This window comes from Rhodoferax sp. WC2427 (assembly GCF_040822085.1).
GTDB lineage: Bacteria > Pseudomonadota > Gammaproteobacteria > Burkholderiales > Burkholderiaceae_C > Rhodoferax_B.
On the sequence record NZ_CP162006.1, the window covers coordinates 4,016,428 to 4,038,526 of the forward strand.

The window sequence follows — 22,099 nt, forward strand, 5'->3', positions numbered from 1 at the left end:
ACGGCCCGAGGCTCAACGGAAGCGGCTTAGTTCCACTTAGGGCCGCGACGGATACCGTTCAGCTTGCCTTCCAGCTTCTTGACGCTTTCTGCGCCCGTGGCCTTCTTGGACAGCACTTCGTGGGTGGCATTCCAGAATGCGGCCGACACTTCGTTGTACTTGGCACCGGTGACGGTGGCAGGGCGTGGCACGGCACCGACAAAGGTCTCATACAGGTCGCCGAAGAATGGGTTGGCGGAGAGCACTTCCTTGTCTTTGTACAAAGCCGCAATCGTGGGGTTGTACGAACCGCGGATAGCGCGGTCTTTTTGTACCGCCGCGCTGGTCAGGTACATCACCAGATCAGCCGACTCTTTGGGGTGGGCCGAATACTTGCTGACCGCCAACTGCCAGCCGCCCAGGGTGGCAGCAGTCTTGCCGCCATCGCCCTTGGGCAAAGCCACCACACCGACCTTGCCCTTGACGGGGCTGTCTGCGCCCTGGCTCAGCGACCAGGCGTAAGGCCAGTTGCGCATGAACACCGCATTGCCCTTCTGGAACACGCCACGGGCTTCTTCTTCGCCGTAGTTCAGCACGCCGGTGGGGGCGATGGTGCCGATCCAGCTGGCTGCGGTGTCCAGTGCCTTGGCAGCCTGGGGGTTATTGATGGTGATCTTGCCGGTGCTGTCCACAATGTTGCCGCCGCCGAAGCTGGAGACCCACTCGACGCCGTCGCAGGTCAGGCCTTCGTAGGCCTTGGCCTGGAACACAAAACCTTGCATGTCGGCCATACCTGCCTTGCGCTCGCCGTCCATCACCTTGGTGGCGGTAGCGGTCAGCTCAGCCCAGGTGGTGGGGGCTTTTTCGTTGTACTTGGCCAGCAAGTCCTTGCGGTAGTACAGCACACCGGCATCGGTGAACCAGGGCATGGCCAGCAGCTTGCCGCCGACGGTGTTGTTGGCCACGATGGCAGGGAAATGCTCTTTTTCTGCGCCCTTGGCGTAAGAGGTCAAGTCCAGCAAGTGTTCCTTCAGCAGGCCGGGCCAGACCACGTCGACAGACAGCACGTCGAGTTCGGTGGCCTTGGCGGCAAACATTTGGCGGAACAGGCCCAGGATGTCGCTGGACGACTGGGGAATGCTCAGGTGCTTGACGGTATTGCCGGTCTTAGCGCTCCACTCGTCGCCCGCCTTTTTGCAGAACTCGAAATCCTGGCCTACGGAACCGCACGAAATAGTGACGGTGACACCCGCTGCCTGTGCGCCAACGGCGCCCAATGCGCCGAAGCTGATCAGCACGGCGGCTGCGGTTTTGGTCATGACTGTCATGGAATGTCTCCTGTTGTGTTCGGTGTCGGCCCAGATAGAAGACGTAGTGAATGCCGCTCCCAAAGGCCGAAGTTTTGTTGCTGTTTAGTGCCAACGCAGTATAAATTCAAAGCGCTTTGAATTGAACACTGGGTTTACCCGAGGACGCCGCTGACAGCGTCGATAATTTTTTGCAACCACCCAAAAAACGTCCCATGCAAAAAGCCCCTCATGGTCAAACTGACCATGAGGGGCTTTTCAATGTTCAACACCCTCGCCTCCTGCAGGCAGGGGGCTCAGGTGCATGAGCGCTGCAAATTAGAACGCGTAGTTCACACGGACGCTTGCACCAGACGAATCCTTGGCGGTGTTGGTGCCGCTACCCTGCGAGAACGACACTGCGGGGGTGACGGTGGCACCCTTCACGTCGAAGAATGGAATTGCGTAAGCAGCCCAGAAAGTGGTGACCTTGTCGTCGGCGTTGGTGGTAGAGCCCTTGCCAAACACGCTGGCAACGGTCAGCTGGCCAAATTTGGCCATCAGTGCAAAGGTGTTTTGCTTCACACCGATATCGCTCTTCACGGCCGCATAGTTTGCAAACAAAGTGAAATCGCCGAAGTTGTAGTCACCGGTCAGGCCCAAGCCCGTTTCACGCTTCATGTTGCCCGTGTGGTACTGCATTGCTTCCAAGCCAGCAGCGATGTGCAAGGGGCCGTTGGCGTAGGACAGTACGGGACGCAAGCCATTGACTTGGCCAGTTCCTTTGGTGGAGACACCGCTCAACACGAACGACAGGCCACCGCCCAATTGCACGGTTCCCTCTGCGTGGAACACGGCTGTGCCATAAGAACCACCGCTATTTGGAACAATGGTTACGCCGCCTTGGCGACCACGCAGCACATTGGCTTGGTAAGGCGAAAAGCCTGCGTATTCCACAATCACGTCGCCAGGGGTTTGGAACAGGTTGTAGGCTTCAAAACGGCCCAGCTTGATGTCGGAGGTATCGCCACCCATCTGAACCCACAAGTCATCCGTACCAACGGAGCCATCTGGTTTGGCCAAAAAGCTGGCCTTGCCCGCGATGAAATACTTGGATCCGGCTTTCTTGCTGGCATTGAACTCAACCCGACCGGCTTGGGAAGCGCCACGGGCATTGTTTTCGATCTTGTTGTCAAACTCGATGTTGGCATCAAAGTCTGCAAAAGCGGAAGCGGACACCATGGCGAATGCGGCAAGAGCGGTAGCGCGAAGGGCCAGTTTGGTAGTAGAAGTCAAAAAAATCTCCTGTGTTTAAGTTTTGCGAGGGATTTGCGTCAGTGTTCAGGCCAGGCCTTGCGGAGCCCATCGTTGCCACCAAAGATTGCAAACCTGCTGCATTTTTGGCTACCTGTGTTTGGGCCGGGATAAGGAAGAACCCGAATAGTCATACAAATGAGCAGGCCATAACTTACTTCACATTTCTTTTCGAGCGCGCTGCATATGCAAGAGTTACATACAAGGAACATGCCCTGCCAAAAAACCCATTTCTCCTGTGACAACCTCTTTTTTCCGCCGCCGTTTCCGGCCTTCCACAATGCGGATTTTTTTCTCCATGTAACAGACTTGTAACCAAAAAAATAGTCCACCCAAAAAGGAACTTTTTATTTTCTCCAAAAGCTGTTGCATGTTGCAGAATTACTACATTCACCGTGCTGCCTTGGGCGCAAGCACCGTTGACAAGCCGTTACATTTGAATCCCACAGGCTACTATTGCATGCTTGCCCTACGCACTACCCTTCTTAAATGTCACTGAAACGGATCGCCGAAGAACTCGGCCTGTCGCTCACCACCGTGAGCCGCGCCATGAACGGCTATCCCGAAGTGGCGGCAGCAACACGCCGGGACGTTCTGGAAGCGGCGGCGCGCATGGACTACCGGGCCGATTCCCGCGCCCGGGGCTTGGCGCTGGGGCGGGCCGATGCCGTAGGTATCGTGTTTCCTATCACCACGGGCGATCTGGGTGACCAGCAGTTTTTGCAGGTGGCTTCGTCGATGAGTGAGCGCTTTGCGCTGGCCGGGCTGGACTTGCTGATCGTGTCGGCCTCGGCCGACGACGAATTGACGGCGTACGAACGGGCCATCACCAGCCGCCATATTGGGGTGTTCGTGGTGCCCCGCACCCGCGTGCACGACCGGCGGCTGGAGCTGCTGCAGGCCCGCAACGTGGCATTTGTGGCCTACGGACGCAGCGCGTCGCTCACCTCCGAATACGCCTGGTTTGACTTCGACAACCTGGCCGGTGCCCGCATGGCCACCGACCGCCTGCTGCGCCTGGGCCACCGCCGCCTGGCCTATCTGGGCGCATCGCCTGAATACAACTTTGCCGACCAGCGCTACGCCGGGTTTTGCGCCAGCCTGAAAGCGGCGGGCGTGCCGCTCAAACCCCAGGCGGTGCAGCGCAATGCGCTGGAGCGCCGCTCCGGCTATGCGGCCATGCAGAAGCTGCTGGCCCTGCCGCAGCGGCCCACTGCGGTGCTGGTGGACAACAATTTGGCCGGTATTGGCGCGGTCCATGCTGTGCTGCACTCCGGCCTGGTGCTGGGACGGGATCTGTCGGTCATCGTGTACGACGGACTGGGCTCGGATTCGGTGGTGCGGACCTCGGTCACCGCGGTGCTGCAGCCGACGCCCGCCACCACGGGTGTGGCGCTGGCCGAAATGACGTTGGCACGCCTGCGCGGCGAGCCGCTGCAGACGCTGCAGAAACTGTGCATGCCAGAGCTGGAAATCGGCGACAGCGACGGCCCGCCGTTGGCCAGTTAATCGGCCAACCCGGCCGCGTGGATGGCCGCCACCCGCGCGGCGTGGACCAGTCCCCCAATGTCTTTGCCTTGCACGCCCTTTTCCTGGGCCATCTTGGCGATCGGCTCGGTGGCCACCGACTGTGCCGCCTGTAGCACGGCCAGCCAGTGGGGACGTTGCGGGTAGGGTTGCCCGTCCAGGCCCAGTCTTCCGCGCGCATCGCACTCGCAGGCCAGCAAGGCATCGGCGAAGCGCTGGGGTTTGCGAAAGGCATCGGCCCGCTCCAGCAGACGCAAGGCGGCGGCGCTGCTGATGTCCAAGCCGCGGTGGATATTGCCGTGCTCGCGGGCCACCACGTCGGCCAGGTCACGGCAGTCCGTGGGCACGCGCAGGCGCTGGCACAGGCCTTTCAATAGATCCGCACTGCGCATTTCGTGGCCAATATGGCGGGGCAAGATGTCGGCGGGCGTGGTGGCTTTGCCCAGATCGTGCGTCAGGCACGCAAAGCGCACCGGCAGCGGCGCCTGCAGCCGCGCCGCCATGTCGAGCACCATCATCACGTGGATACCGGTGTCGATCTCGGGGTGGTAGTCGGCGCGCTGGGGCACGCCCCACAGGGCCGCCACCTCGGGCAGCAGCCGGGCCAGGGCACCGCAGTCGCGCAGCACCGCAAACATGCGCGAGGGCTGCGGCTCCATCAGACCGCGGGCCAGTTCCTGCCACACCCGCTCGGGCACCAGGGCATCGACCTCGCCTGCGGCCACCATCTCGCGCATCAGTTCCAGGGTCTCGGGGGCCACGGTGAAGTCGGTGAAGCGGGCGGCAAAGCGGGCCACACGCAGGATGCGCACCGGGTCTTCGCGGAACGCATCGGTGACGTGGCGCAGCAGCTTGGCCTGCAGGTCGCGCTGGCCGCCAAAGGGGTCGGTCAAGGCTTCAAAATCTACGTCAAATTGGCCGTCAGCGCTTATAGGACCAGCACGAGCAGCTATTGCATTGATAGTGAGATCGCGCCGGGCCAGGTCTTGCTCCAGCGTCACATCGATGGCCGCGTGGACCGCAAAGCCACGGTAGCCGGGGGCTGTCTTGCGCTCGGTGCGGGCCAGGGCGTATTCCTCGTGGGTGCGCGGGTGCAGGAAGACGGGGAAGTCCTTGCCCACCGGCAGGAAGCCCTGGGCCACCAGCGCCTCGGGCGTCGCCCCCACTACCACCCAATCCCGGTCGCCGCCGGTGCGGCCCAACAGGGTATCGCGGACTGCGCCGCCGACTAGATAGATTTGCATCCGCCCAGTTTAGGCGACCCTGAATAAGTCCCCGCGAGCGCCGACCGCAGAGGGCTTGTTCGGCGTTGCCTTTAGCTAGCGCGCGACCCGGTAGGGCTCCTCGAAGTCGAGGAAGTCGTGCTCGGCCAGGGCCTCCTGGACCCAGGCTTGCACGCCCGGCAAGGCGGTTACCCGGTCCACATAGGCCTGGGCGGCAGCGGGCAGTGGCAGGGCATAGGTGTTCAAGCGCATGCAGACGGGTGCAAAAAACGCGTCGGCAATGCTGAAGTTGCCAAACAGCATGGGGCCGCCATGGGTTTGCAGCAGCTCGGACCACAGGGCCACCAGGCGGGCGATATCGGCGCGCACCCCGGGCTGGTCGCGCCAGACCAGTTGCCCGACCACCGGCAACTGGGCTTCGATGTTCATCGGGCAGTGGCTGCGCAAGGCTCCAAAGCCGGAATGCATTTCGGCGCACACGCTGCGGGCCCGGGCCCGGGCATGTGGGTCACGCGGCCAGAGCTGCTTGTCGGGATATTGCTCGGCCAGGGTTTCGGCAATAGCCAGTGTGTCCCATACTGCCAGATCGCCATCTACCCATACCGGTACTTTGCCGACCGGATTCACCGCATTCACCGTGGCTTTGAAGTGAGAATCAGGGTCGAAGGAATCAAACCGCACATAAATCTCTTCAAATGCAATACCAGCCTGCTTTAACAGCACCCATGGGCGCATGGACCAGGAAGAATAGTTTTTATTGCCAATGTAAAGCTTTTGCATCAGATCTCCTGAAAATAGAAGGGGTTTTGGTTGAAACCGCCGCCAGATGGCAGCCTGGTGCCAGCTTATCGCAAGCCAGGCTGGCTATTGATGCCAAAACAGGCCTCGATTGATGCGCTACCGCTGTGTGTCGGCCTGACCCTATTTTCCCAAGCCAGCCGCACAACGCAAAAAGCCCAGTCAAGTGACCGGGCCTTTTGAATATCTACCCGGGCCTGCGCAATGCAGGTGGTAGAGAATGGGATTTAGGCAATCAGAAACTGGTCGCGGTCCAGGTTTTGAATCCACTTTGGTGGTTTGCCACGGCCGGTCCAGGTATCGCCCGTGAGGGGATTGCGGAACTTGGGGGCCACTTTGGCAACGGCTTTGGTGCGGGCTTTGCCTGCGCCGAAAATATCGTCGGCAGTCAAACCAAAATCAGCTACCAGCGCCTTAACCTTTTCGATGGCATCGGCATTTTCCAGCGTATGGGCTTGCTTGATTTGCTGCTCCAGGAGTGCGCGCTGTTCGAGAAGTTCTTTGTAGGTTGGCATTTTGGTGTCCGGATTGTCTATAAATTGGCTGAGAGATAATATTATAGACCCCAAAATAAACAGTTACTAGCTTGGTACATTAAAAAAAGGCTCCGCACACCTTTTATGCGAGAGCCCTGGCACTTGCAACCAAAAATGATCCATTTAAATCCGTAAGTAGGCCGTTTTTCGAGCCTATCCGGATTCAGGCCAGTGCCACGGCCGCGTAATCCCCGACCTTGTCGGCCAGGCCGGCGGGTACCAGCAAAGCGCCGGTGGTTAATGCGGGCAAATGGGCATCAATATGCGCCTGCAAACGGGGCAGCAGAAAGTCGCGGTTATGCCAAAACACGCTGCCACCCATACTAATGCGCTGCAAATCCAGGATGGCCACCAGGTTGTACAAGGTGCGCCCCATCACGCGGCACAGGTCATCGACGATTTTCAAGGCGGCAGCATCGCCCGCGCGGGCCGCCTGGAACAGCACCGGCGCCTCCTGGCCAAAGCGGCGGGCGATCGAGTTGCCCGCTACCAGGCCCTCCACGTCGCCCACGTTGCCGCAGCCGCACAGGGCGTCGTCGTTGTCGCTCACAAACATATGCCCCGCGTGGCCGGCATTGCCGTTTTTGCCGCGCAGCACATGGCCGTCCACGCACAGGCCGACGCCGATGCCGGTACTCCAGGTGACGTAGGCACAGTGGTCAAAGCCTTTCAAGGCGCCCCAGTGGCGTTCGGCCTCCAGCGCGGCGACGCAGTCGTTTTCGATACGCACGCGGGCGAAGCGGGCTCCCAGCGGGGCTTCCAGCAAGGCGGTGGTCCAGTCGTTGGGCAGGCCACGCGCCGGGCCGGCCATGCCGCCGCAGATATTGGGACCGGCCAGTTCGATGAGGCCGTCGTTGATGATGAACGGGCCGGCCGACGAGACACCGGCGTTTTGCACCGATGCGGGGTCTACGCCGAGCTCGGCACAGGTTTCATCGACCATGCGGATGATCTGCACCGCCAGCGCGTCGTTTTTGCCGGTTTTGGCAGTGGGTTCGGTGCGGCGGCCTTGCAGCACCGGCAGGTCGTCGTTACCGCTGGCCAGGCTCACGGCAACCTTGGTGCCGCCGACGTCGATACATGCTTTCATGGAGCTCTTTTCATTAGATAAATTTAGCGACCAGGCCTGCAACCAGGCTGAGGACGAGGGTGGTGGTGATTGGAATGAACCAGGGCCGGCCGAAGAGCCGAAAGCGCAAGTCGCCCGGCAGTCTGCCAAAACCCAGCTTCTGCAGCAACGGGGAAAACCAGTCTATGAGTAACAAGGCGAAAAAGATGACCAGCAGCCAACGGAACATGGCTAAAGGGTGTGGCTGCGGTCGCCCTGGGTGAAGCCCAGCGGCTCCCACTCCTGGCCAGCGCCAAACGCCACCACCTTGAACAATTCGCCCATTTCGTGTTCCGTGATCAATTTAAGGGCTTGCGCCCGTTCCATATGCGTAGCGTGCTCCATTTTAGATAGCAAACCACAGTTCATCAGAAACCGCGCCTGGCTGGTGTAGCCCAGCACGTTGAGGCCCGCGTCCTGCCCGGCCAGGGCGATGCCGCTGAAGTTGACGTGGGCGGTGATGTCCTTCAGCCCCACCAGGGCCAGCGGGTCGGGGTCGGCGCGGTGCTGGTAGTGGCACATCACCGTGCCGGTGCTGCGCTGCGGGTGGTAGTACTCGGCCTCGGGGAAGCCATAGTCCAGAAAGAAGGCCGCGCCCTGGGTGAGCCGGTCGGCCAGGGTGCGGATGAAGGACTCGGCCTGGGGGTGGATTTCGGTCAGGTAGTCGTGCGGGCCGTCGATGCCACAGGGCGGACGCAGGGCGGTGGGGCGGTCTTGCCAGGTGAACTCTTCGCCAGACCACGCCACGCCGCGCTCATGCCACACGCCGCCGACCCGGGCCAGCAGCTGCACCGGCATCGCGTCCAGCACCTCGTTGCCCACCACCACTGCCTGCAGCGTGGCGGGCAGCTCGGTCACCCACTGCACCTTGTCGGCAAAGCGGGCCAGGCGCAGCTGCTGGCGGGCCCGCAACGTGCCCGACAGGTCGACGATGCAATAGCGCTGCACCTGGTCGCCCAGGGCTTCGAGCAGCTGCAGCGCCAGCGCACCCGAACCCGCGCCGAACTCCCACACCTCGGTGGTACCGGTGGCTTGCAGCGCCTGGGCCACCTGCGTGGCCAGGGCCTGGCCAAACAGGCCGGACAGCTCGGGCGCGGTGACAAAGTCGCTGCCGTCGGCATCCTGGCTGCCGAACTTGGGGCGCTCGTTGGCGTAGTAGCCCAAACCGGGGTGGTACAGGGCCTGGGCCATGAACTGGTCAAAGGGGATCCAGCCGTCGGCGGCTGCAATAGCCCCCCGAATCTCGGTCTGGAGCGCGATCGTTAAACTGGGCGATGTTTTTTCCACCCACGGATTGTCTCTGAATGTTGCCACCAAACCCGCCCGTCCCCCCAGCCCGTACTGCATTGGTAACTGGTGCGGGCAAACGGCTGGGCCGCGAAATTGCCCTGGCCCTGGCGGCAGGCGGCTGGCAGGTAGCGGTGCACTACCGACACTCCGAGCACGATGCTATTCAAACTGTAGCTGACTGCGCCGATATTACAAGCGCTAGCGGCCTAAAACACCATATGTTTCAGGCCGATCTGGCCGACGAAGCCGCCGTACGCGCCCTGCTGCCCCGCGTGGTGGCGCACTTTGGCGCGGTAGACGCGGTGGTGAATTGCGCCTCCACTTTTGAGCACGACAACGCCGCCACCTTTGGCTTTGCCGCACTGGAGCAGCATCTGCGCAGCAATACCGGCGCACCGATTTTGCTGGCCCAGGCCCTGCACAGCCACCTGCAAGCGCGCAATGCGGGGGGTGCGGTGGTCAATCTGCTGGACCAGAAGCTGTGGAACCTGAACCCTGACTTTTTCAGCTACACCCTGTCCAAAGCCGCGCTGGAGGTGGCCAACACCATGCTGGCGCAGGCCCTGGCGCCGCATGTGCGGGTGGTGGGCGTAGCCCCCGGCCTGACGCTCAAGAGCCACATGCTCAGTGACGAACAGTTTGCCGTGCTGCACCAGATCTCGCCGCTGGGCCGCTCGTCCACCGCGGTCGATGTGGCGGCCACGGTGAAGTTTGCACTGGAAAATGGCTCCATCACCGGCACCACCCTGCTGGTGGACGGCGGCCAACACCTGATGCAATTCGAGCGGGACTTTTCCCTCATGGACCTTACCTAAAAAAACACTATGTCCCACATTTCCGGCAACCAAACCCTGCAACTCTCCGGCCTGCGCTTCAACGCCAACCTGGGGATCCTGGAATCCGAAAAAACCACGCCGCAGCCCATCCTGGTGGATGCCGAACTCAACCTGGGGCCCCAGCCGCTGGAGCCCAGCGACGACGACATCCACCACGTGCTCGACTACCGCAAGGTGCGCCAGATCATCATCGACGACTGCACCGCCCAGCATGTGAACCTGCTGGAGAGCATGATCGGCAAGCTGGCCCAGCGCCTGATGCAGCTGCCCGGCGTGTTGGGTGTGCGCGTCAAAATCGCCAAGCTGGAGATTTTTGACGACTGCGAAGTGGCCATCCGGGTCGAAACAGGGCAGTGGTGAGCCTGAAATACGCATAGCATGCACTACGCGTAATAATATGTATCCGCCATCCTCTTCACAGGGTGCACAGAGCCCCCCTTGGAGAGCTGAATGACACTGTTGGCTTCCCGCGCAATTCACCGCCGCACTGTATTGCGCATCGCAGCCCTGGGCCTGTGGGCCTGCGCTGTATCGGCCCAGGCTGTCGAAACCATCCGCATCCTGACGGAAGAGTACCCACCCTTCAATTTCACCGACAAAGGCCGCATCACCGGCCTGGGGACCGAAGTGGTGCAGGCGGTGCTCAGGGAAATCAACGTCGAAGGCCAGTTCCAATCGGTACCGTGGGCCCGCGCCTACGAGACCACGCAAACCAACGCCAACGTGCTGATCTACTCGATCAACCGGTCCAAGGAACGCGAAAAACTCTTCAAATGGGTGGGTCCGATCACCCCTACCGACTTCTATCTGTTCTCGCTGAAATCCCGCAACGTGCACCTGGGCAGCCTGGAGGACGCCAAAGCCCTGCAAATCGGCACCGTCAACCAGGACATTGGCGAGCAGTATCTGGTGTCCCAGGGGTTTGCGCTGGGCCACAACCTGCAGTCCAGCACCCGGTATGAGCTGAACTACGAAAAGCTCAAACTCGGCCGGGTCGATTTGTGGGTGATGAACGAGCTGGGGGCCTACTATATGGTGCGCCAGGCCGGGGATGACCCCGCCGAGATGCTGAACAAGGTACTGCGCATCGCCGACATCAGCGGCAGCGGCAACTACATGGCTTTTGGCCTGAAAACCCCGGATGCCGTGGTGGAGCGCTTCCGCAAAGGCCTGGACGCCATCAAAAAGAACGGCATCTACGACGCGCTGCAGAAAAAATGGCTCTAAAAGCCGCCAAGCCCACCACCCTGGGCGGACGCATTGTGTGGGCCACACTGATGTTTTGCCTGCTGTTCACCCTGGTGGTGGTGGCCGTGCGCACCTGGTCGGCCTGGCAAAGCAATGTGGCCCGCATGTCGGGCGAAATAGCGCTGATCGCGCAGGTCTACCAGCAGACCGTGTCCAAATCCATCTGGGAGATGGACCGCGACACCCTGCAGACCCACATCAACAGCATGGCCAATGCAGCCTCGGTGGGCCAGGTGGTGGTGACGCTGCAGTCTGCCAACCACACCCCTGAAGTGTTCCGGCGGGTGCGCGACGGGTGGAAGCCTTCCACCCAGGCGCCGACGCTGGACCGCACGCTGGACTACGAATTGTTTGCGGGCAACCACGAGACTGTGGGCCATCTGGTGTTGTATGGCGACGAGCGGGTACTGTGGATACGCTTGCGCGGCGAGGTGGCGGAAATCGTCGCCACCCAGATCGCCCAGTCCTTGTTGCTGGCCAGCCTGATCATGCTGCTGCTGAACCGCCTGGTCACGGTGCATGTGCGCCGCATCGCCCAGCACCTGGGCCAATTGACCCCCGCCAACCTGCGCCAGCGGCTGGCCCTGGACCGCGCGCCCACCCGGCAGGACGAACTGACGCAACTGGTGGACGGGGTCAACCACCTGCAAACCACGCTGTCCGACTACCTGGAGAAGCAACAGCGCGATGAAGCAGAACTGCTGATCCACCGCGATAACCTGACCGCGCTGGTGCGCGAACGCACTGCCGCACTGGAAAGCGCCAACAGCCAACTGGAAGACACCAACACCCGGTTGGACGGCCTGGCACGCACCGATCCACTGACCGGCCTGGCCAACCGCCGCCAATTTGACGAAATGAAGCAGATCGAGTTTCGCCGGGCCCTGCGCACCGGCCACCCGCTGACCTTGCTGGTCTGCGACATTGATTGCTTCAAGCGCTACAACGACACCTATGGCCACGCCAGCGGCGACCAGTGCCTGCGCGCCGTAGCCGCGGCCCTTGGAGCGGGCAGCGCACGGGCCGGAGACCTGGTGGCCCGCATCGGCGGCGAAGAATTTGCCGTGCTCCTGCCCGCCACCGATGCCACCCAGGGCACGCTGCTGGCCAACCAGCTGCTGCGCGCGGTGGCCGATCTGGGCATCGCCCACAGCAACTCCGATGCCGCGTCGGTGGTCACCATCAGCGTTGGCCTGGCCCAACTCGACCCCAAACAGGTGGACCAGTTCGAGACCCTGTTCGACCAGGCCGACAAAGCCCTCTACCAGGCCAAAAGCGCCGGCCGCAACCGGGTGGTGGCGCACGGGCAGGGCCCGGCATGACCCCGTTCCCTTCCACTCCGCAGGAACTCCGCATGACAACTGCACGGCGCGCCGCCCTCCTCGCCTGGGCCCTGCTGCTACCGCTGAGCCCTTGGGCGCAGACGGTGCAGGTGGTGACCGAAACCACACCCTTCGTCTACATGCAAGATGGCAAGATTGCCGGCCCGGCCACCGAGGTGCTGGAAAAAACCCTGCAACTGGCGGGCATCAAAGACTACCGCCTCAACGTATACCCCTGGGCCCGTGCCTACGACATGGCGCAAAACGAGCCCAATGTGCTGATCTACCTGGTGGCCCGCACCCCCGAGCGCGAGGCCAAATTCCAGTGGGTCGGCGAATTCATGCAAACCCGCTACCACCTGTACAAACTGCGCGAGCGAGCCGACATCCGCGCCAGCAATCTGGATGCGGCGCGCCAGTTCACCATCGGCGTGATGCGCGACGACCTGCGCCACCAGTTCCTGCAGCAGCAGGGCTTTACCCGGCTGGTGATGTCGGCGCAAACCAGCGAAAACTTTGGCCAGTTGCTCAAACACAAGGTGGACATGGTGCCGCTCAGCGAAGCCGGTGCCGAAGCCCAGTGCCGCAGCACCGCGTTCGACTGCGCCGGGCTGGAGCGGGTGCTGCCCCTGGACGCGCTGACCACCGGCCTCTACATGGCCTACAGCCTGGGCACCCCGCCCGCCTTGGTGCAACGCACCCAGGCCGCGTTCAAGCAACTCAAGGCCAACGGCACCGTGCAACGCACCATGGAACCCAAGACCACGGTCAGCAAAGCACCCTGATCTGGCACAGAAAACAGACGACGCGGGATAATCGGCATTTTTCAGCACCGATTGCCCCCCTATGAGCGCCGTATGGACCACCGACGAGGTGATTGCCCCCACCTCTCCAGCCGCCCCCGATTTCAAGATCGAGCGCGAAACGCATAAATTAGAGAAACGCCTGTGCCGCGAGATGGGCAAGGCCATCGTGGACTACAACATGGTGGAAGAAGGCGACAAGGTGATGGTGTGCGTGAGCGGCGGCAAGGACAGCTACGCCATGCTGGACATCCTGCTCAAGCTCAAGGCCCGCGCGCCCATCCACTTCGACATCATCGCCGTCAACCTCGACCAGAAGCAGCCCGGCTTCCCCGCCGACGTGCTGCCCACCTACCTCACCGCCCTGGGTGTGCCCTTTCACATCGAGAACCAGGACACCTACAGCATCGTCAAGCGCGTGATCCCCGAGGGCAAGACCACCTGCGGCCTGTGCAGCCGCCTGCGCCGCGGCATTCTGTACCGCGTGGCCGACGAGCTGGGGGCCACCAAGATTGCGCTGGGCCACCACCGCGACGACATGCTGCAGACCTTCTTCTTGAACATGTTCTTCGGCGGCAAGCTCAAGGGCATGCCGCCCAAGCTGGTCAGCGACGATGGCCGCCACATCGTCATCCGTCCCCTGGCCTACGTGACGGAGAAAGACCTGACCCGCTGGGCCGCGCACAAGCAGTTCCCCATCATCCCCTGCACCCTGTGCGGCAGCCAGGAAAACCTGCAGCGCAAGCAGATCGCCCAGATGCTGCAAGAGTGGGAAAAGAAACACCCCGGCCGCATCGAAAGCATGTTCAGCGCGCTGCAAAACGTGGTGCCCTCGCACCTGATGGACCGCAGCCGCTACGACTTCGAAGGCCTGCAAACCACCGGCATGCCCAGCGATGACGGCGACCAGGCGTTTGATGCGCCGACCTTTCCACCCGCAGGTTTGCCCGGTCTGCAGGTCGTGCACCTATGACCGCCTGGCGCACCCTGCTCTTGGCCGCCGCCGTGCTGCTGGGCGGCTGCGCCACCACCACCCGGGTGGACAGCGACGTGCAAAGTTTTGCCAACTGGACCAGCGCCGTACCCCGCCCTGTGGGTTTCCGCTTCGAGCGCCTGCCCTCCCAGCAGACCGATGCCGCGCAGCAAACCGCCGTCGAGCAACTGGCCCTGCCTGCCCTGGCGCAGGCCGGGCTGGTGCTGGATGGGCCCAACGCCCGCTTCAGCCTGCAGATCAACACCCAGATGGTCACCGAAAGCACCTGGAGCAACCCCTATGGTCCCTGGGGGCCACGGGGTCCCTGGCTGGCCGGTGGCCGGGGCCTGCACGGCCCCTTCATGGGCCCGCTGATGCCTCCCATGGAAGTGCGCAGCTACCAGCGCCTGCTCAGCCTGGTGCTGCGCGACCTCACCACCGGCCAGGTGGTCTACGAAACCCAGGCCCGCATGGACAGCCGCTGGCCCATCGGCAACGATCTCCTCCCCGCCATGGTCACGGCGGCTCTGCACGGATTTCCAAACCCTCCCCAGGGCCTGCAGCGCATCACCGTCGACCTGCCCCCCGCCACCCCGTGAAAGCCCCCTTGATGGACGCCACCCGCATCATCGCCATCCGCCACGGCGAAACCGCCTGGAACGTCGACACCCGCCTCCAGGGCCAACTGGACATTCCCCTCAACGACACCGGCCGCTGGCAGGCCCACCAACTGGCGCTGGCGCTGGCCGGAGAACCCATCACCGCCGTCTACGCCAGCGACCTGTGGCGGGCCTATGAAACCGCGCTGTCGGTGGCCGGGGCGGTCGACCTGAACATCACCACCGACGAGGGCCTGCGCGAACGCGGCTTTGGCAGCTTCCAGGGCCGCACCTTTACCGAAATTGAAGCCGAACTGCCCGAGCAGGCCTTGCGCTGGCGCAAGCGCGACCCGACCTTTGCCCCCGAAGGCGGCGAGTGCCTGAACGACTTCCGCGACCGCGTGCTGGCCTGTGTCGACACCCTGGCCGCCCGCCACCCCGGCGAGCTGATCACCGTGGTGGCCCATGGCGGCGTGATGGACGTGCTGTACCGCGCCGCCACCGGCCAGGGCCTGCAAGCCCCGCGCACCTGGGACCTGGGCAACGCCGCCATCAACCGCCTGCTGTGGACCCCCGAGGGCTTCACGCTGGTGGGTTGGGCCGACACCAACCACCTGGAGCAGCAGGGCGCGTTGGACGAAAATTCGGCGTAGTGCTATTTATTTAGGAGCTTCTCACGCCCATTCCATCAGCGTAAGAGCCCGATTTAATCTACAGAAAACAGCCCACCCTCGGTCTGCGGTGGGGTCACGCCCAAATGCCGGTAGGCGGCCAGGGTGGCGATGCGGCCGCGGTTGGTGCGCTGCAAAAAGCCCTGCTGGATCAAATACGGCTCGATCACGTCTTCGATGGTGTCGCGCTCTTCGCCGATGCTGGCGGCGATGTTGTCCAGCCCCACCGGGCCACCGTCGAAGCGGTGGATCACCGCCTCCAGCAGTTTGCGGTCCATCAGGTCAAAGCCTTGCGGGTCCACGTCCAGCATGGCCAGGGCGCGGTTGGCGATGTCCAGGGTGATGGTGCCGGTGCCCTTCACGTCGGCGTAGTCGCGCACGCGGCGCAGCAGGCGGTTGGCGATACGCGGCGTGCCACGCGAGCGGCGGGCGATCTCGAAGCCGCCATCGGCATCCATGGGGGCATTGAGCAGCCCGGCGCTGCGCTTGACGATGCGGGCCAGTTCTTCGGGCGTGTAGAACTCCAGCCGCGCCACGATGCCAAAGCGGTCGCGCAGCGGGTTGGTCAGCATGCCGGCGCGGGTGGTGGCCCCCACCAGGGTGAAGGGCTGCAGATCGAGCTTGATGCTGCGGGCCGCCGGGCCCTCGCCGATCATGATGTCGATCTGGTAGTCCTCCAGCGCGGGGTACAGGATTTCTTCCACCACGGGGCTGAGCCGGTGGATTTCGTCAATGAAGAGTACGTCGTTTTTTTCCAGATTGGTCAGCAGCGCGGCCAGGTCCTTGGGCTTTTCGAGCACCGGGCCGCTGGTCTGGCGCAGGTTCACGCCCAGTTCGTGGGCAATGATGTGGCTGAGCGTGGTTTTACCCAGGCCGGGCGGGCCGAACAGCAGCACGTGGTCCAGCGCCTCGCCGCGCTTGGTGGCGGCACCGATGAAGATCTCCAGCTGCTCGCGGGCCTTGGTCTGGCCCACGTAGTCGTCGAACAGCTTGGGGCGCAGGGCGCGTTCGATCGCCTCCTCTTGCGGCGAGGTGGGGGCGGCAGAAACCATGCGCTTCGGGGGCGGCGCGGCAAAATCATCAGTCTGGATGGACACGGGCAGGCAGTCGAAAAAAGGAAAGCCACTATAGCGCCTGGGCCTGCCCGCGCTGAAAACACGGCCCGCTTGTGGCTATAGTCAAGACCCACCCCTTTCGCCCCCGCCAGGATTCCCCATGACGCACTGCACGCACACTGTTTCAACCCGTTGGGCACTGGCCCTGCTGCTTTGTGCCGGCGGGATGGTCGCGGCCCATGCCGAAGATGCGGCCGCCGACAAGCCCAAGGCCAAGGCCATGGGCAAAATCGTGCTGCCCGCCAAACCCGAGCCGCAAGACCCGGGCAGCAAGGAATCCATGGCGCAGCGCGTGCGCGAGGCGGTCGACAAAGTCAACGCCGGTGAAGGCAGCAAAACCAAGAAGACCAAGGGCAAGGCAGAGGAAACACCGGCCGTCACCATCACCATCGAGGCCGAACCCAAAAAAGCCACGGCCCGGGGCGCGCCAGCCCCTCCGCCCGACATTGCCGCCGCCCACGCCAAGGCGCACGGGCTGGTCAACCCCACCGACAGCAAGGCGGCTACCCGCGCCGCCGCGATGGCGGCCACGGCTTCTGGTTCGCCCACCCTGGTCCGCGGCAATGGCAGCGCCCACGAAACCCACTGGGACTATGCGGGCAGCAACGGTCCACAGGTCTGGTCGCAGCTGAATCCTGAATTCAACCTGTGTGCACTGGGCCAACGCCAGTCGCCCATCGCCATCCAGGATGCCAACAACCTGCAGGGCCCGGCCGAGCCGCTGCAAATCCATTACCAGCCCAGCAGCGCCATGGTGGTGAATAACGGCCACACCATCCAGGTCGATGTGGTGGGCGAGAACACGCTGACCGTGCGCGGCTCCACCTACAAGCTGCTGCAATTCCATTTCCACCACCCCAGCGAAGAGCGCGTCAACGACCGGACCTTTGGCATGGTGGCGCACCTGGTGCACCGCAATGTAGACGGCCAACTGGCGGTGCTGGCCGTTCTGCTCGATCCCGGCCAGGCCAATGGGTTGATCAATAAGGTCTGGACCTACATGCCCCTGGATGTCGGTGACCGGGTGCGCATGCCTGCCGGACTGTTGGATTTGAACGAGCTGCTACCGCAAGACATGCGCTACTACCAGTTCATGGGCTCGTTGACCACGCCACCGTGCTCGGAAAATGTGCTGTGGATGGTGCTGAAGCAGCCGGTGCAGATCAGCCCCGAGCAGCTGCGCCTGTTTAGCCAGCTGTACCCGGCCAACGCCCGTCCGGTGCAGCCCTTGAATGGCCGCGTCGTCCGAGACGCACAGTAAACTGCAGGCGCAAAAAAAAGGGCTGGGAATACCCAGCCCTTCTTATTTAGAAGCGCTACTTACTTGGTCGCGGATGCAGCGGCAGCCGGAGCGGCGGCGGGCGCATCCATCTTCTTGGCGGCCACGTGCTTCTTCACCTTCTTGGCGGCATGCTTTTTCACGGGTGCAACGGGCTTGGCGGTGGCATCGGCAGGCGCGGTGGCCGCAGCTGGTGCGGCCTCTTTGGCGGGTGCGGCGGTCTGGGCAAACGAGGCCACGGACACAGCAGAAATCAGGGCAGCGGCAAACAAAGATTTGATCATGGTCATAACAATTTCCTGGCAGTGACAGTCGTGTGTGCTCCGACTTCCTAGAGCGAATCTGAATTGCGTTCAGACCTGCACCTACAACGGGCCCCGCCAACGCTGGTTGACCAGCTATACATTTCTTTATACAAGCCCGATCTGCCCCACCGGGCCTATTTGCCCAGCGCCTTCAGCGCCAGCTTGATGCCCTCGCTCACACCCACACTGGCGGGCAGGGCTTTGAGTGCCAACGCGGCTTCCTTGTCGCTGTAGCCCAGGGCCACCAGGGCCTGCAGGATGTCGACCTGGGCATCGCTGGTGGCGCCGGTGCGTACGCCGATGTCGGAACCCAGCTTGCCCTTGAGCTCCAGCAGCAGACGCTCGGCGGTTTTGGGACCAATGCCGGGCACCTTCTTGAGCCGCCCCACTTCTTGCAAGGTGATGGCCTGGGCCAGGTCGTCTACGCCCATGCCCGACAGCACGCTTAGCGCCGTGCGCGGCCCCACGCCACTGATCTTGATGAGCTGGCGAAAGGCATCGCGCTCACCCGGCGTGGCAAAGCCATACAGGATTTGGGCATCTTCGCGCACCACAAAGTGCGTCAGCAGCGTGACCTGCTCGCCCAGGCCCGGCAGGTTGTAGAAAGTGCTCATGGGTACATCCACGTCGTAGCCCACGCCGTGGCAGTCGATCAGCACCTGGGGCGGGTTCTTGGCGGCCAGCAGGCCTTGGAGTCGTCCGATCATGGGGTTCCTGGAGAGAAACCGCCATTGTCCATGACGCCGCACCCCGGCATTCGAGCGAAATGTGAGCGAATCTACGCCAGTGATTTGCTTCCATTTTGTTACATACATTGCATCCTGTACGAAGATGTAACCGGCCCCGGCCCCTACCATGGGCTTCTTTCAAGAAGGGAACTCCCATGGCTCTACAGACCCCGTTTTTTGGCAAGCGTGAACCCGAAGCTTTTGGCGTGCGCAACAACCTCGCCCAGGCACAGGCCCTGGCCCCGCGGCCCCAGCCCCTGCCCACCCCACCGGTGGCCGAGCCCGTGGACATTCCGGTCGACACGGTGGCCGTCCAGCCCCCGGCCAAAGCCACAGGCAGCACCCTCACCGTGGGCCCCAACATCAAGCTCAAGGGCGTGGAGATCACCGACTGCGACACGCTGGTGGTCGAGGGCACGGTCGAGGCGACCATGGATTCGCGCCTGATGCAGATCACCGCCGCCGGGGCCTTCAAGGGCTCGGCCGACATCGACATCGCCGAAATCCACGGGGCCTTTGACGGCGAGTTGACGGTGCGCGACAAGCTGGTGATCTACGCCACGGGCCGCGTCACCGGCAAAGTGCGCTACGGCAAGCTGGTGATCGAGGAAGGCGGCCAGTTATCGGGCGAAATCGCCTTTGGTACGGCCAAGACCGTACCGGTCAAAGCCCCACTGCAATCCATCGCAGCCTGAGGCGCGGGCTCAGCGCCCCGCCGTCTCCAGCCAGGCGTCGAGCTCCTGCGCAAGGGCATCGGTGGCGGCGGCCAGCGCCCGCACTCCACCGGGCGCGTCGGCACTGGGGGCCGGGCGCTGCACGCTGAAAGACCGTTGGGCCAACAGGCTGTCGCCCAGCGGCGTGTTCTCCAGCAGCGTGGCGCGCAGCCGCACCAGGCCGGTGCTGGCGGTGGGCGACTGGAATACCTGGGTAAATTCCTGCAGCTCGAGCCGCACCAGCCGCGGCGCGGGCCCGCTGGTACGCGCCAGCGCCGCGCTGTCGCCTGCCCCCAGCACCGCCCGGCGCTGGCCCAGTACATCGCGCAGCCGCTGGCCCACCAGTTGCGCGGGCGGCACGCTCCAGCGGGCCTGGGTGTAGGGGCGCAGTTGCTGGGCATCGGCATAGCCCAGCCGGTACACGACTGCGGTGCCACCGTCACTCAGCCCGGGCGCTTCCACGTCGGCCAGGGCCAAGGGTGGCAAGCTGGCAGTTGCCAACGCCGTAGTGGTGCCGGGACCAAAGTCGTACTGCACCGCCCGCAGCGGTTTGTCGGGCAGGGCCGAGCACGCGCCCAAGGTCAAAAATACCAAGCAAAACAGGCACTTTACGCCCATTCCATAAGCACAAGCAGCTCTTTTATCCATAGCAAATCCTAAGGGTTTCATGGTTGCGCAGCCGGGGCGACAAAACCCGCCTCGCCCGGGCCGGGCACCACCGCGCCGCCGCCAAAGATCAGCGACTGCGGCTGCTCGCTGATGCCGTTGACGGTGCGGCCCAGTTGCCGCGCCGCACGCGAGGCGTCGTCGGCCACGCGGTTGATGCGCGGCAGGGTGGCGCTGCCAAAGGTGTCGGCGGCGTGGGACAAGGCGCTCGAGCCGTCGGCCAGCCGGTCCATCACGCCGCCTTTTTCGTTCAGCCTGGCCGCTGTCTGGCCGATGGCGGCAAAACTGCCGTTGGCCGTGTCGGCGGCGGTTTGCAATGCGCGCATGGCCTGGTGGGTGTCGTCGGCGAGTGCCGGGATGCGGGCCAGCGCCGGGTCCAGCCGCTGGGCCACCGTCTGCTCCAGCCGGGCACTGAGCTGGGCCAGGCTGGTGGTGGCGTGGTCGGCGCTGGTCAGCACGCCAGTGAGCAGCTTCTGGTTTTCATCGCTGAGCAACTGGTTCAGGCGCAGCGATGCTTCGTCCACCTGGGCCAGGATGTGCGGCACCTGCTCGGTCAGCTTGCCGAGCTGCGAGGTCTCCAGCGGCAGGCGCGGCACGCCGCTGCGGCCAGGGGGCAGACGCTCCTGCGGCTGGCCCGCGTCGTCAATCTGCACAAAGGCCAGACCGGTGATGCCCTGGTAGCTCAGGGTGGCAAAGGCAGTGGGTGACAGCGGCGTGGTGTCGTCCACGGCGATGCGGATCAGCACATTGCCCGCCACGTCGGGGTCGAAGCCGATGTGGGTCACCTTGCCCACGGCCACGCCCTTGTAGCGCACGGCGGCCTGGGGCTGCAGGCCGGTGACCGGGTCGCGCGACGAGAGTTCATAAGGGTGGCTGCTGCCCGCGTCGCGGGTGAGCCAGACCGCCAGCGCCACCAGCAGCGCGGTAATGGCCAGCACAAACGCGCCCGCGGCCAGCGCGTGGGATTTATTTTCCATGGGGGAGATCTCCTTGGGGAATGGGAACTACGGGCAGCGGCGCCAAGGCACGCCGACCGCGTTCGCCCAGAAAAAAGTGTTCGATGAACGGGTGCGGGAAAGCCACCACCTCGGCGGGCGTGCCGGTGACCAGCACCTTTTTTTCGGCCAGCACGGCGACCCGGGTGCTCAGCGCAAACAGGGTGTCCAGGTCGTGCGTGACCATCACCACCGTCAGGCCCAGGCCCTGGTGCAGGGCGCGCAGCAGGGCCACAAATTCGTCGGCCCCGTTCGGGTCCAGCCCGGCGGTGGGCTCGTCCAGCAGCAGCAGCGGCGGGTCCATCACCAGCGCGCGGGCCAGGGCCACGCGTTTGACCATGCCGCCCGACAGATCGGCGGGCATCTTGTCGGCATCGGCAGGCTGCAAGCCGACCATTTGCAGCTTGACCAGGGCCGCGTCGCGCACCAGCGCAGCGGGCAGGGTTTTGAGCTCATTCAGTGGGAAAGCAATGTTCTCCAGCACGGTAAAGGCAGAAAACAGCGCCCCTTGCTGGAACAGCATGCCGACCCGGCTGGCCGCGCCGGTGCGGCCCAGTTCTGCGGCGGGCTGGCCCAGCACGCTGACCTGGCCCTGGGCCGGATGCTCCAGCCCCAGCATCTGGCGCAGCAGCACGGTTTTGCCGGTGCCCGAGCCGCCCACCAACGACAGAATTTCGCCGCGCTGCACAGTCAGCGCCAGGTCCTGGTGGATCACGACCCGGCTTTTGCCGCTGCCAAACGCGGTCTGCAGGCCCTGGATATCAACGATGGTGTCGGCATCCATG

25 protein-coding genes are annotated in these 22,099 nt (G+C 63.5%); 11 read left to right on the top strand and 14 right to left on the bottom strand.

Annotated elements, in window-relative coordinates:
• Positions 1-26: 26 nt before the first annotated feature.
• Both AB3G31_RS18700 and AB3G31_RS18705 read right to left on the bottom strand, forming a co-directional pair.
• Positions 27-1,307, bottom strand: coding sequence for an ABC transporter substrate-binding protein (locus tag AB3G31_RS18700; RefSeq protein WP_367847567.1), 1,281 nt, complete (start codon positions 1,305-1,307; stop codon positions 27-29).
• A gap of 297 nt (positions 1,308-1,604) precedes the next feature.
• A complete protein-coding gene (locus AB3G31_RS18705; RefSeq protein WP_367847568.1) occupies positions 1,605-2,561 on the bottom strand; it encodes a carbohydrate porin in 957 nt (318 codons plus the stop codon).
• 507 nt (positions 2,562-3,068) lie between these two features.
• On the opposite strand from AB3G31_RS18705, the gene AB3G31_RS18710 reads away from it, so the two are divergent.
• Positions 3,069-4,088: a substrate-binding domain-containing protein gene (locus AB3G31_RS18710; protein WP_367847569.1), complete on the top strand. Its 1,020-nt coding sequence runs from the start codon at positions 3,069-3,071 to the stop codon at positions 4,086-4,088.
• On the opposite strand, the gene AB3G31_RS18715 is transcribed toward AB3G31_RS18710, so the two are convergent.
• From AB3G31_RS18715 to AB3G31_RS18740, 6 genes are all read right to left on the bottom strand, one after another.
• On the bottom strand, positions 4,085-5,350 hold the full coding sequence (locus AB3G31_RS18715; protein WP_367847570.1) for a multifunctional CCA addition/repair protein: 1,266 nt from the start codon (positions 5,348-5,350) through the stop codon (positions 4,085-4,087). The genes AB3G31_RS18710 and AB3G31_RS18715 overlap by 4 nt on opposite strands.
• A gap of 75 nt (positions 5,351-5,425) precedes the next feature.
• Positions 5,426-6,109, bottom strand: coding sequence for a glutathione S-transferase family protein (locus tag AB3G31_RS18720; protein ID WP_367847571.1), 684 nt, complete (start codon positions 6,107-6,109; stop codon positions 5,426-5,428).
• Positions 6,110-6,354: 245 nt separating this feature from the next.
• A complete protein-coding gene (locus AB3G31_RS18725; protein WP_315246420.1) occupies positions 6,355-6,642 on the bottom strand; it encodes an H-NS histone family protein in 288 nt (95 codons plus the stop codon).
• Between the two features lie 184 nt (positions 6,643-6,826).
• Positions 6,827-7,753 carry an ROK family protein gene (locus AB3G31_RS18730; RefSeq protein ID WP_367847572.1) on the bottom strand — a complete coding sequence of 309 codons (927 nt, stop codon included), beginning with the start codon at positions 7,751-7,753 and terminating at the stop codon, positions 6,827-6,829.
• Positions 7,754-7,766: 13 nt separating this feature from the next.
• On the bottom strand, positions 7,767-7,961 hold the full coding sequence (locus AB3G31_RS18735) for a DUF2905 domain-containing protein (protein WP_367847573.1): 195 nt from the start codon (positions 7,959-7,961) through the stop codon (positions 7,767-7,769).
• Between the two features lie 2 nt (positions 7,962-7,963).
• Positions 7,964-9,058 carry a class I SAM-dependent methyltransferase gene (locus AB3G31_RS18740; RefSeq protein WP_367847574.1) on the bottom strand — a complete coding sequence of 365 codons (1,095 nt, stop codon included), beginning with the start codon at positions 9,056-9,058 and terminating at the stop codon, positions 7,964-7,966.
• A 17-nt stretch (positions 9,059-9,075) separates the two neighbouring features.
• Between AB3G31_RS18740 and AB3G31_RS18745 the strand changes: the two genes are divergently transcribed.
• The 8 genes from AB3G31_RS18745 to AB3G31_RS18780 all read left to right on the top strand — a co-directional run bounded on the left by AB3G31_RS18745 (position 9,076) and on the right by AB3G31_RS18780 (position 15,495).
• Entirely contained in the window at positions 9,076-9,876 is an 801-nt protein-coding gene (locus AB3G31_RS18745) for an SDR family oxidoreductase (RefSeq protein ID WP_367847575.1), read from the top strand.
• A gap of 9 nt (positions 9,877-9,885) precedes the next feature.
• A complete protein-coding gene (locus AB3G31_RS18750) occupies positions 9,886-10,257 on the top strand; it encodes a dihydroneopterin aldolase (protein ID WP_367847576.1) in 372 nt (123 codons plus the stop codon).
• A gap of 90 nt (positions 10,258-10,347) precedes the next feature.
• On the top strand, positions 10,348-11,124 hold the full coding sequence (locus AB3G31_RS18755) for a substrate-binding periplasmic protein (RefSeq protein ID WP_367847577.1): 777 nt from the start codon (positions 10,348-10,350) through the stop codon (positions 11,122-11,124).
• Complete coding sequence (locus AB3G31_RS18760) at positions 11,115-12,467, top strand: diguanylate cyclase (RefSeq protein WP_367847578.1); 1,353 nt, start codon at positions 11,115-11,117, stop codon at positions 12,465-12,467. The genes AB3G31_RS18755 and AB3G31_RS18760 overlap by 10 nt, the downstream gene beginning before the upstream one ends.
• Before the next feature lie 32 nt (positions 12,468-12,499).
• On the top strand, positions 12,500-13,252 hold the full coding sequence (locus tag AB3G31_RS18765; RefSeq protein ID WP_367847579.1) for a substrate-binding periplasmic protein: 753 nt from the start codon (positions 12,500-12,502) through the stop codon (positions 13,250-13,252).
• A 61-nt stretch (positions 13,253-13,313) separates the two neighbouring features.
• Entirely contained in the window at positions 13,314-14,243 is a 930-nt protein-coding gene (gene ttcA / locus AB3G31_RS18770; protein WP_367847580.1) for a tRNA 2-thiocytidine(32) synthetase TtcA, read from the top strand.
• On the top strand, positions 14,240-14,842 hold the full coding sequence (locus tag AB3G31_RS18775; RefSeq protein WP_367847581.1) for a DUF4136 domain-containing protein: 603 nt from the start codon (positions 14,240-14,242) through the stop codon (positions 14,840-14,842). Before ttcA ends, AB3G31_RS18775 begins: the two co-directional genes overlap by 4 nt.
• A gap of 11 nt (positions 14,843-14,853) precedes the next feature.
• Positions 14,854-15,495: a histidine phosphatase family protein gene (locus AB3G31_RS18780; protein ID WP_367850385.1), complete on the top strand. Its 642-nt coding sequence runs from the start codon at positions 14,854-14,856 to the stop codon at positions 15,493-15,495.
• A 53-nt stretch (positions 15,496-15,548) separates the two neighbouring features.
• On the opposite strand, the gene ruvB is transcribed toward AB3G31_RS18780, so the two are convergent.
• On the bottom strand, positions 15,549-16,610 hold the full coding sequence (gene ruvB / locus AB3G31_RS18785) for a Holliday junction branch migration DNA helicase RuvB (RefSeq protein ID WP_367847582.1): 1,062 nt from the start codon (positions 16,608-16,610) through the stop codon (positions 15,549-15,551).
• A 118-nt stretch (positions 16,611-16,728) separates the two neighbouring features.
• Between ruvB and AB3G31_RS18790 the strand changes: the two genes are divergently transcribed.
• Positions 16,729-17,889, top strand: a complete 1,161-nt coding sequence (locus tag AB3G31_RS18790; RefSeq protein WP_367847583.1) for a carbonic anhydrase — start codon at positions 16,729-16,731, stop codon at positions 17,887-17,889.
• Between the two features lie 59 nt (positions 17,890-17,948).
• Here the strand turns inward: AB3G31_RS18790 and AB3G31_RS18795 are convergent, their stop codons facing one another.
• A complete protein-coding gene (locus tag AB3G31_RS18795; RefSeq protein WP_367847584.1) occupies positions 17,949-18,197 on the bottom strand; it encodes a hypothetical protein in 249 nt (82 codons plus the stop codon).
• Positions 18,198-18,346: 149 nt separating this feature from the next.
• Positions 18,347-18,919 (bottom strand): Holliday junction branch migration protein RuvA, encoded by a 573-nt coding sequence (gene ruvA / locus AB3G31_RS18800; RefSeq protein ID WP_367847585.1) that lies wholly within the window; start codon positions 18,917-18,919, stop codon positions 18,347-18,349.
• Positions 18,920-19,095: 176 nt separating this feature from the next.
• Between ruvA and AB3G31_RS18805 the strand changes: the two genes are divergently transcribed.
• Positions 19,096-19,635 (top strand): polymer-forming cytoskeletal protein, encoded by a 540-nt coding sequence (locus tag AB3G31_RS18805; protein WP_367847586.1) that lies wholly within the window; start codon positions 19,096-19,098, stop codon positions 19,633-19,635.
• 9 nt (positions 19,636-19,644) lie between these two features.
• On the opposite strand, the gene AB3G31_RS18810 is transcribed toward AB3G31_RS18805, so the two are convergent.
• From AB3G31_RS18810 to AB3G31_RS18820, 3 genes are all read right to left on the bottom strand, one after another.
• Positions 19,645-20,238, bottom strand: a complete 594-nt coding sequence (locus AB3G31_RS18810) for an ABC-type transport auxiliary lipoprotein family protein (RefSeq protein ID WP_367847587.1) — start codon at positions 20,236-20,238, stop codon at positions 19,645-19,647.
• An 80-nt stretch (positions 20,239-20,318) separates the two neighbouring features.
• Positions 20,319-21,296 (bottom strand): MlaD family protein, encoded by a 978-nt coding sequence (locus AB3G31_RS18815; RefSeq protein WP_367847588.1) that lies wholly within the window; start codon positions 21,294-21,296, stop codon positions 20,319-20,321.
• Positions 21,286-22,098, bottom strand: a complete 813-nt coding sequence (locus AB3G31_RS18820; RefSeq protein ID WP_367847589.1) for an ABC transporter ATP-binding protein — start codon at positions 22,096-22,098, stop codon at positions 21,286-21,288. The genes AB3G31_RS18815 and AB3G31_RS18820 overlap by 11 nt, the downstream gene beginning before the upstream one ends.
• Between the last annotated feature and the right edge of the window lies 1 nt (position 22,099).

Coding starts and splice junctions, on each gene's coding strand:
- AB3G31_RS18700 (WP_367847567.1), bottom strand. CDS start 1,307: ATGACAGTCATGACCAAAACCGCAGCCGCCGTGCTGATCAGCTTCGGC.
- AB3G31_RS18710 (WP_367847569.1), top strand. CDS start 3,069: ATGTCACTGAAACGGATCGCCGAAGAACTCGGCCTGTCGCTCACCACC.
- AB3G31_RS18715 (WP_367847570.1), bottom strand. CDS start 5,350: ATGCAAATCTATCTAGTCGGCGGCGCAGTCCGCGATACCCTGTTGGGC.
- AB3G31_RS18720 (WP_367847571.1), bottom strand. CDS start 6,109: ATGCAAAAGCTTTACATTGGCAATAAAAACTATTCTTCCTGGTCCATG.
- AB3G31_RS18725 (WP_315246420.1), bottom strand. CDS start 6,642: ATGCCAACCTACAAAGAACTTCTCGAACAGCGCGCACTCCTGGAGCAG.
- AB3G31_RS18730 (WP_367847572.1), bottom strand. CDS start 7,753: ATGAAAGCATGTATCGACGTCGGCGGCACCAAGGTTGCCGTGAGCCTG.
- AB3G31_RS18735 (WP_367847573.1), bottom strand. CDS start 7,961: ATGTTCCGTTGGCTGCTGGTCATCTTTTTCGCCTTGTTACTCATAGAC.
- AB3G31_RS18745 (WP_367847575.1), top strand. CDS start 9,076: ATGTTGCCACCAAACCCGCCCGTCCCCCCAGCCCGTACTGCATTGGTA.
- AB3G31_RS18750 (WP_367847576.1), top strand. CDS start 9,886: ATGTCCCACATTTCCGGCAACCAAACCCTGCAACTCTCCGGCCTGCGC.
- AB3G31_RS18755 (WP_367847577.1), top strand. CDS start 10,348: ATGACACTGTTGGCTTCCCGCGCAATTCACCGCCGCACTGTATTGCGC.
- AB3G31_RS18760 (WP_367847578.1), top strand. CDS start 11,115: ATGGCTCTAAAAGCCGCCAAGCCCACCACCCTGGGCGGACGCATTGTG.
- AB3G31_RS18765 (WP_367847579.1), top strand. CDS start 12,500: ATGACAACTGCACGGCGCGCCGCCCTCCTCGCCTGGGCCCTGCTGCTA.
- ttcA (WP_367847580.1), top strand. CDS start 13,314: ATGAGCGCCGTATGGACCACCGACGAGGTGATTGCCCCCACCTCTCCA.
- AB3G31_RS18775 (WP_367847581.1), top strand. CDS start 14,240: ATGACCGCCTGGCGCACCCTGCTCTTGGCCGCCGCCGTGCTGCTGGGC.
- AB3G31_RS18780 (WP_367850385.1), top strand. CDS start 14,854: ATGGACGCCACCCGCATCATCGCCATCCGCCACGGCGAAACCGCCTGG.
- AB3G31_RS18790 (WP_367847583.1), top strand. CDS start 16,729: ATGACGCACTGCACGCACACTGTTTCAACCCGTTGGGCACTGGCCCTG.
- AB3G31_RS18795 (WP_367847584.1), bottom strand. CDS start 18,197: ATGACCATGATCAAATCTTTGTTTGCCGCTGCCCTGATTTCTGCTGTG.
- ruvA (WP_367847585.1), bottom strand. CDS start 18,919: ATGATCGGACGACTCCAAGGCCTGCTGGCCGCCAAGAACCCGCCCCAG.
- AB3G31_RS18805 (WP_367847586.1), top strand. CDS start 19,096: ATGGCTCTACAGACCCCGTTTTTTGGCAAGCGTGAACCCGAAGCTTTT.
- AB3G31_RS18815 (WP_367847588.1), bottom strand. CDS start 21,296: ATGGAAAATAAATCCCACGCGCTGGCCGCGGGCGCGTTTGTGCTGGCC.
- AB3G31_RS18820 (WP_367847589.1), bottom strand. CDS start 22,098: ATGGATGCCGACACCATCGTTGATATCCAGGGCCTGCAGACCGCGTTT.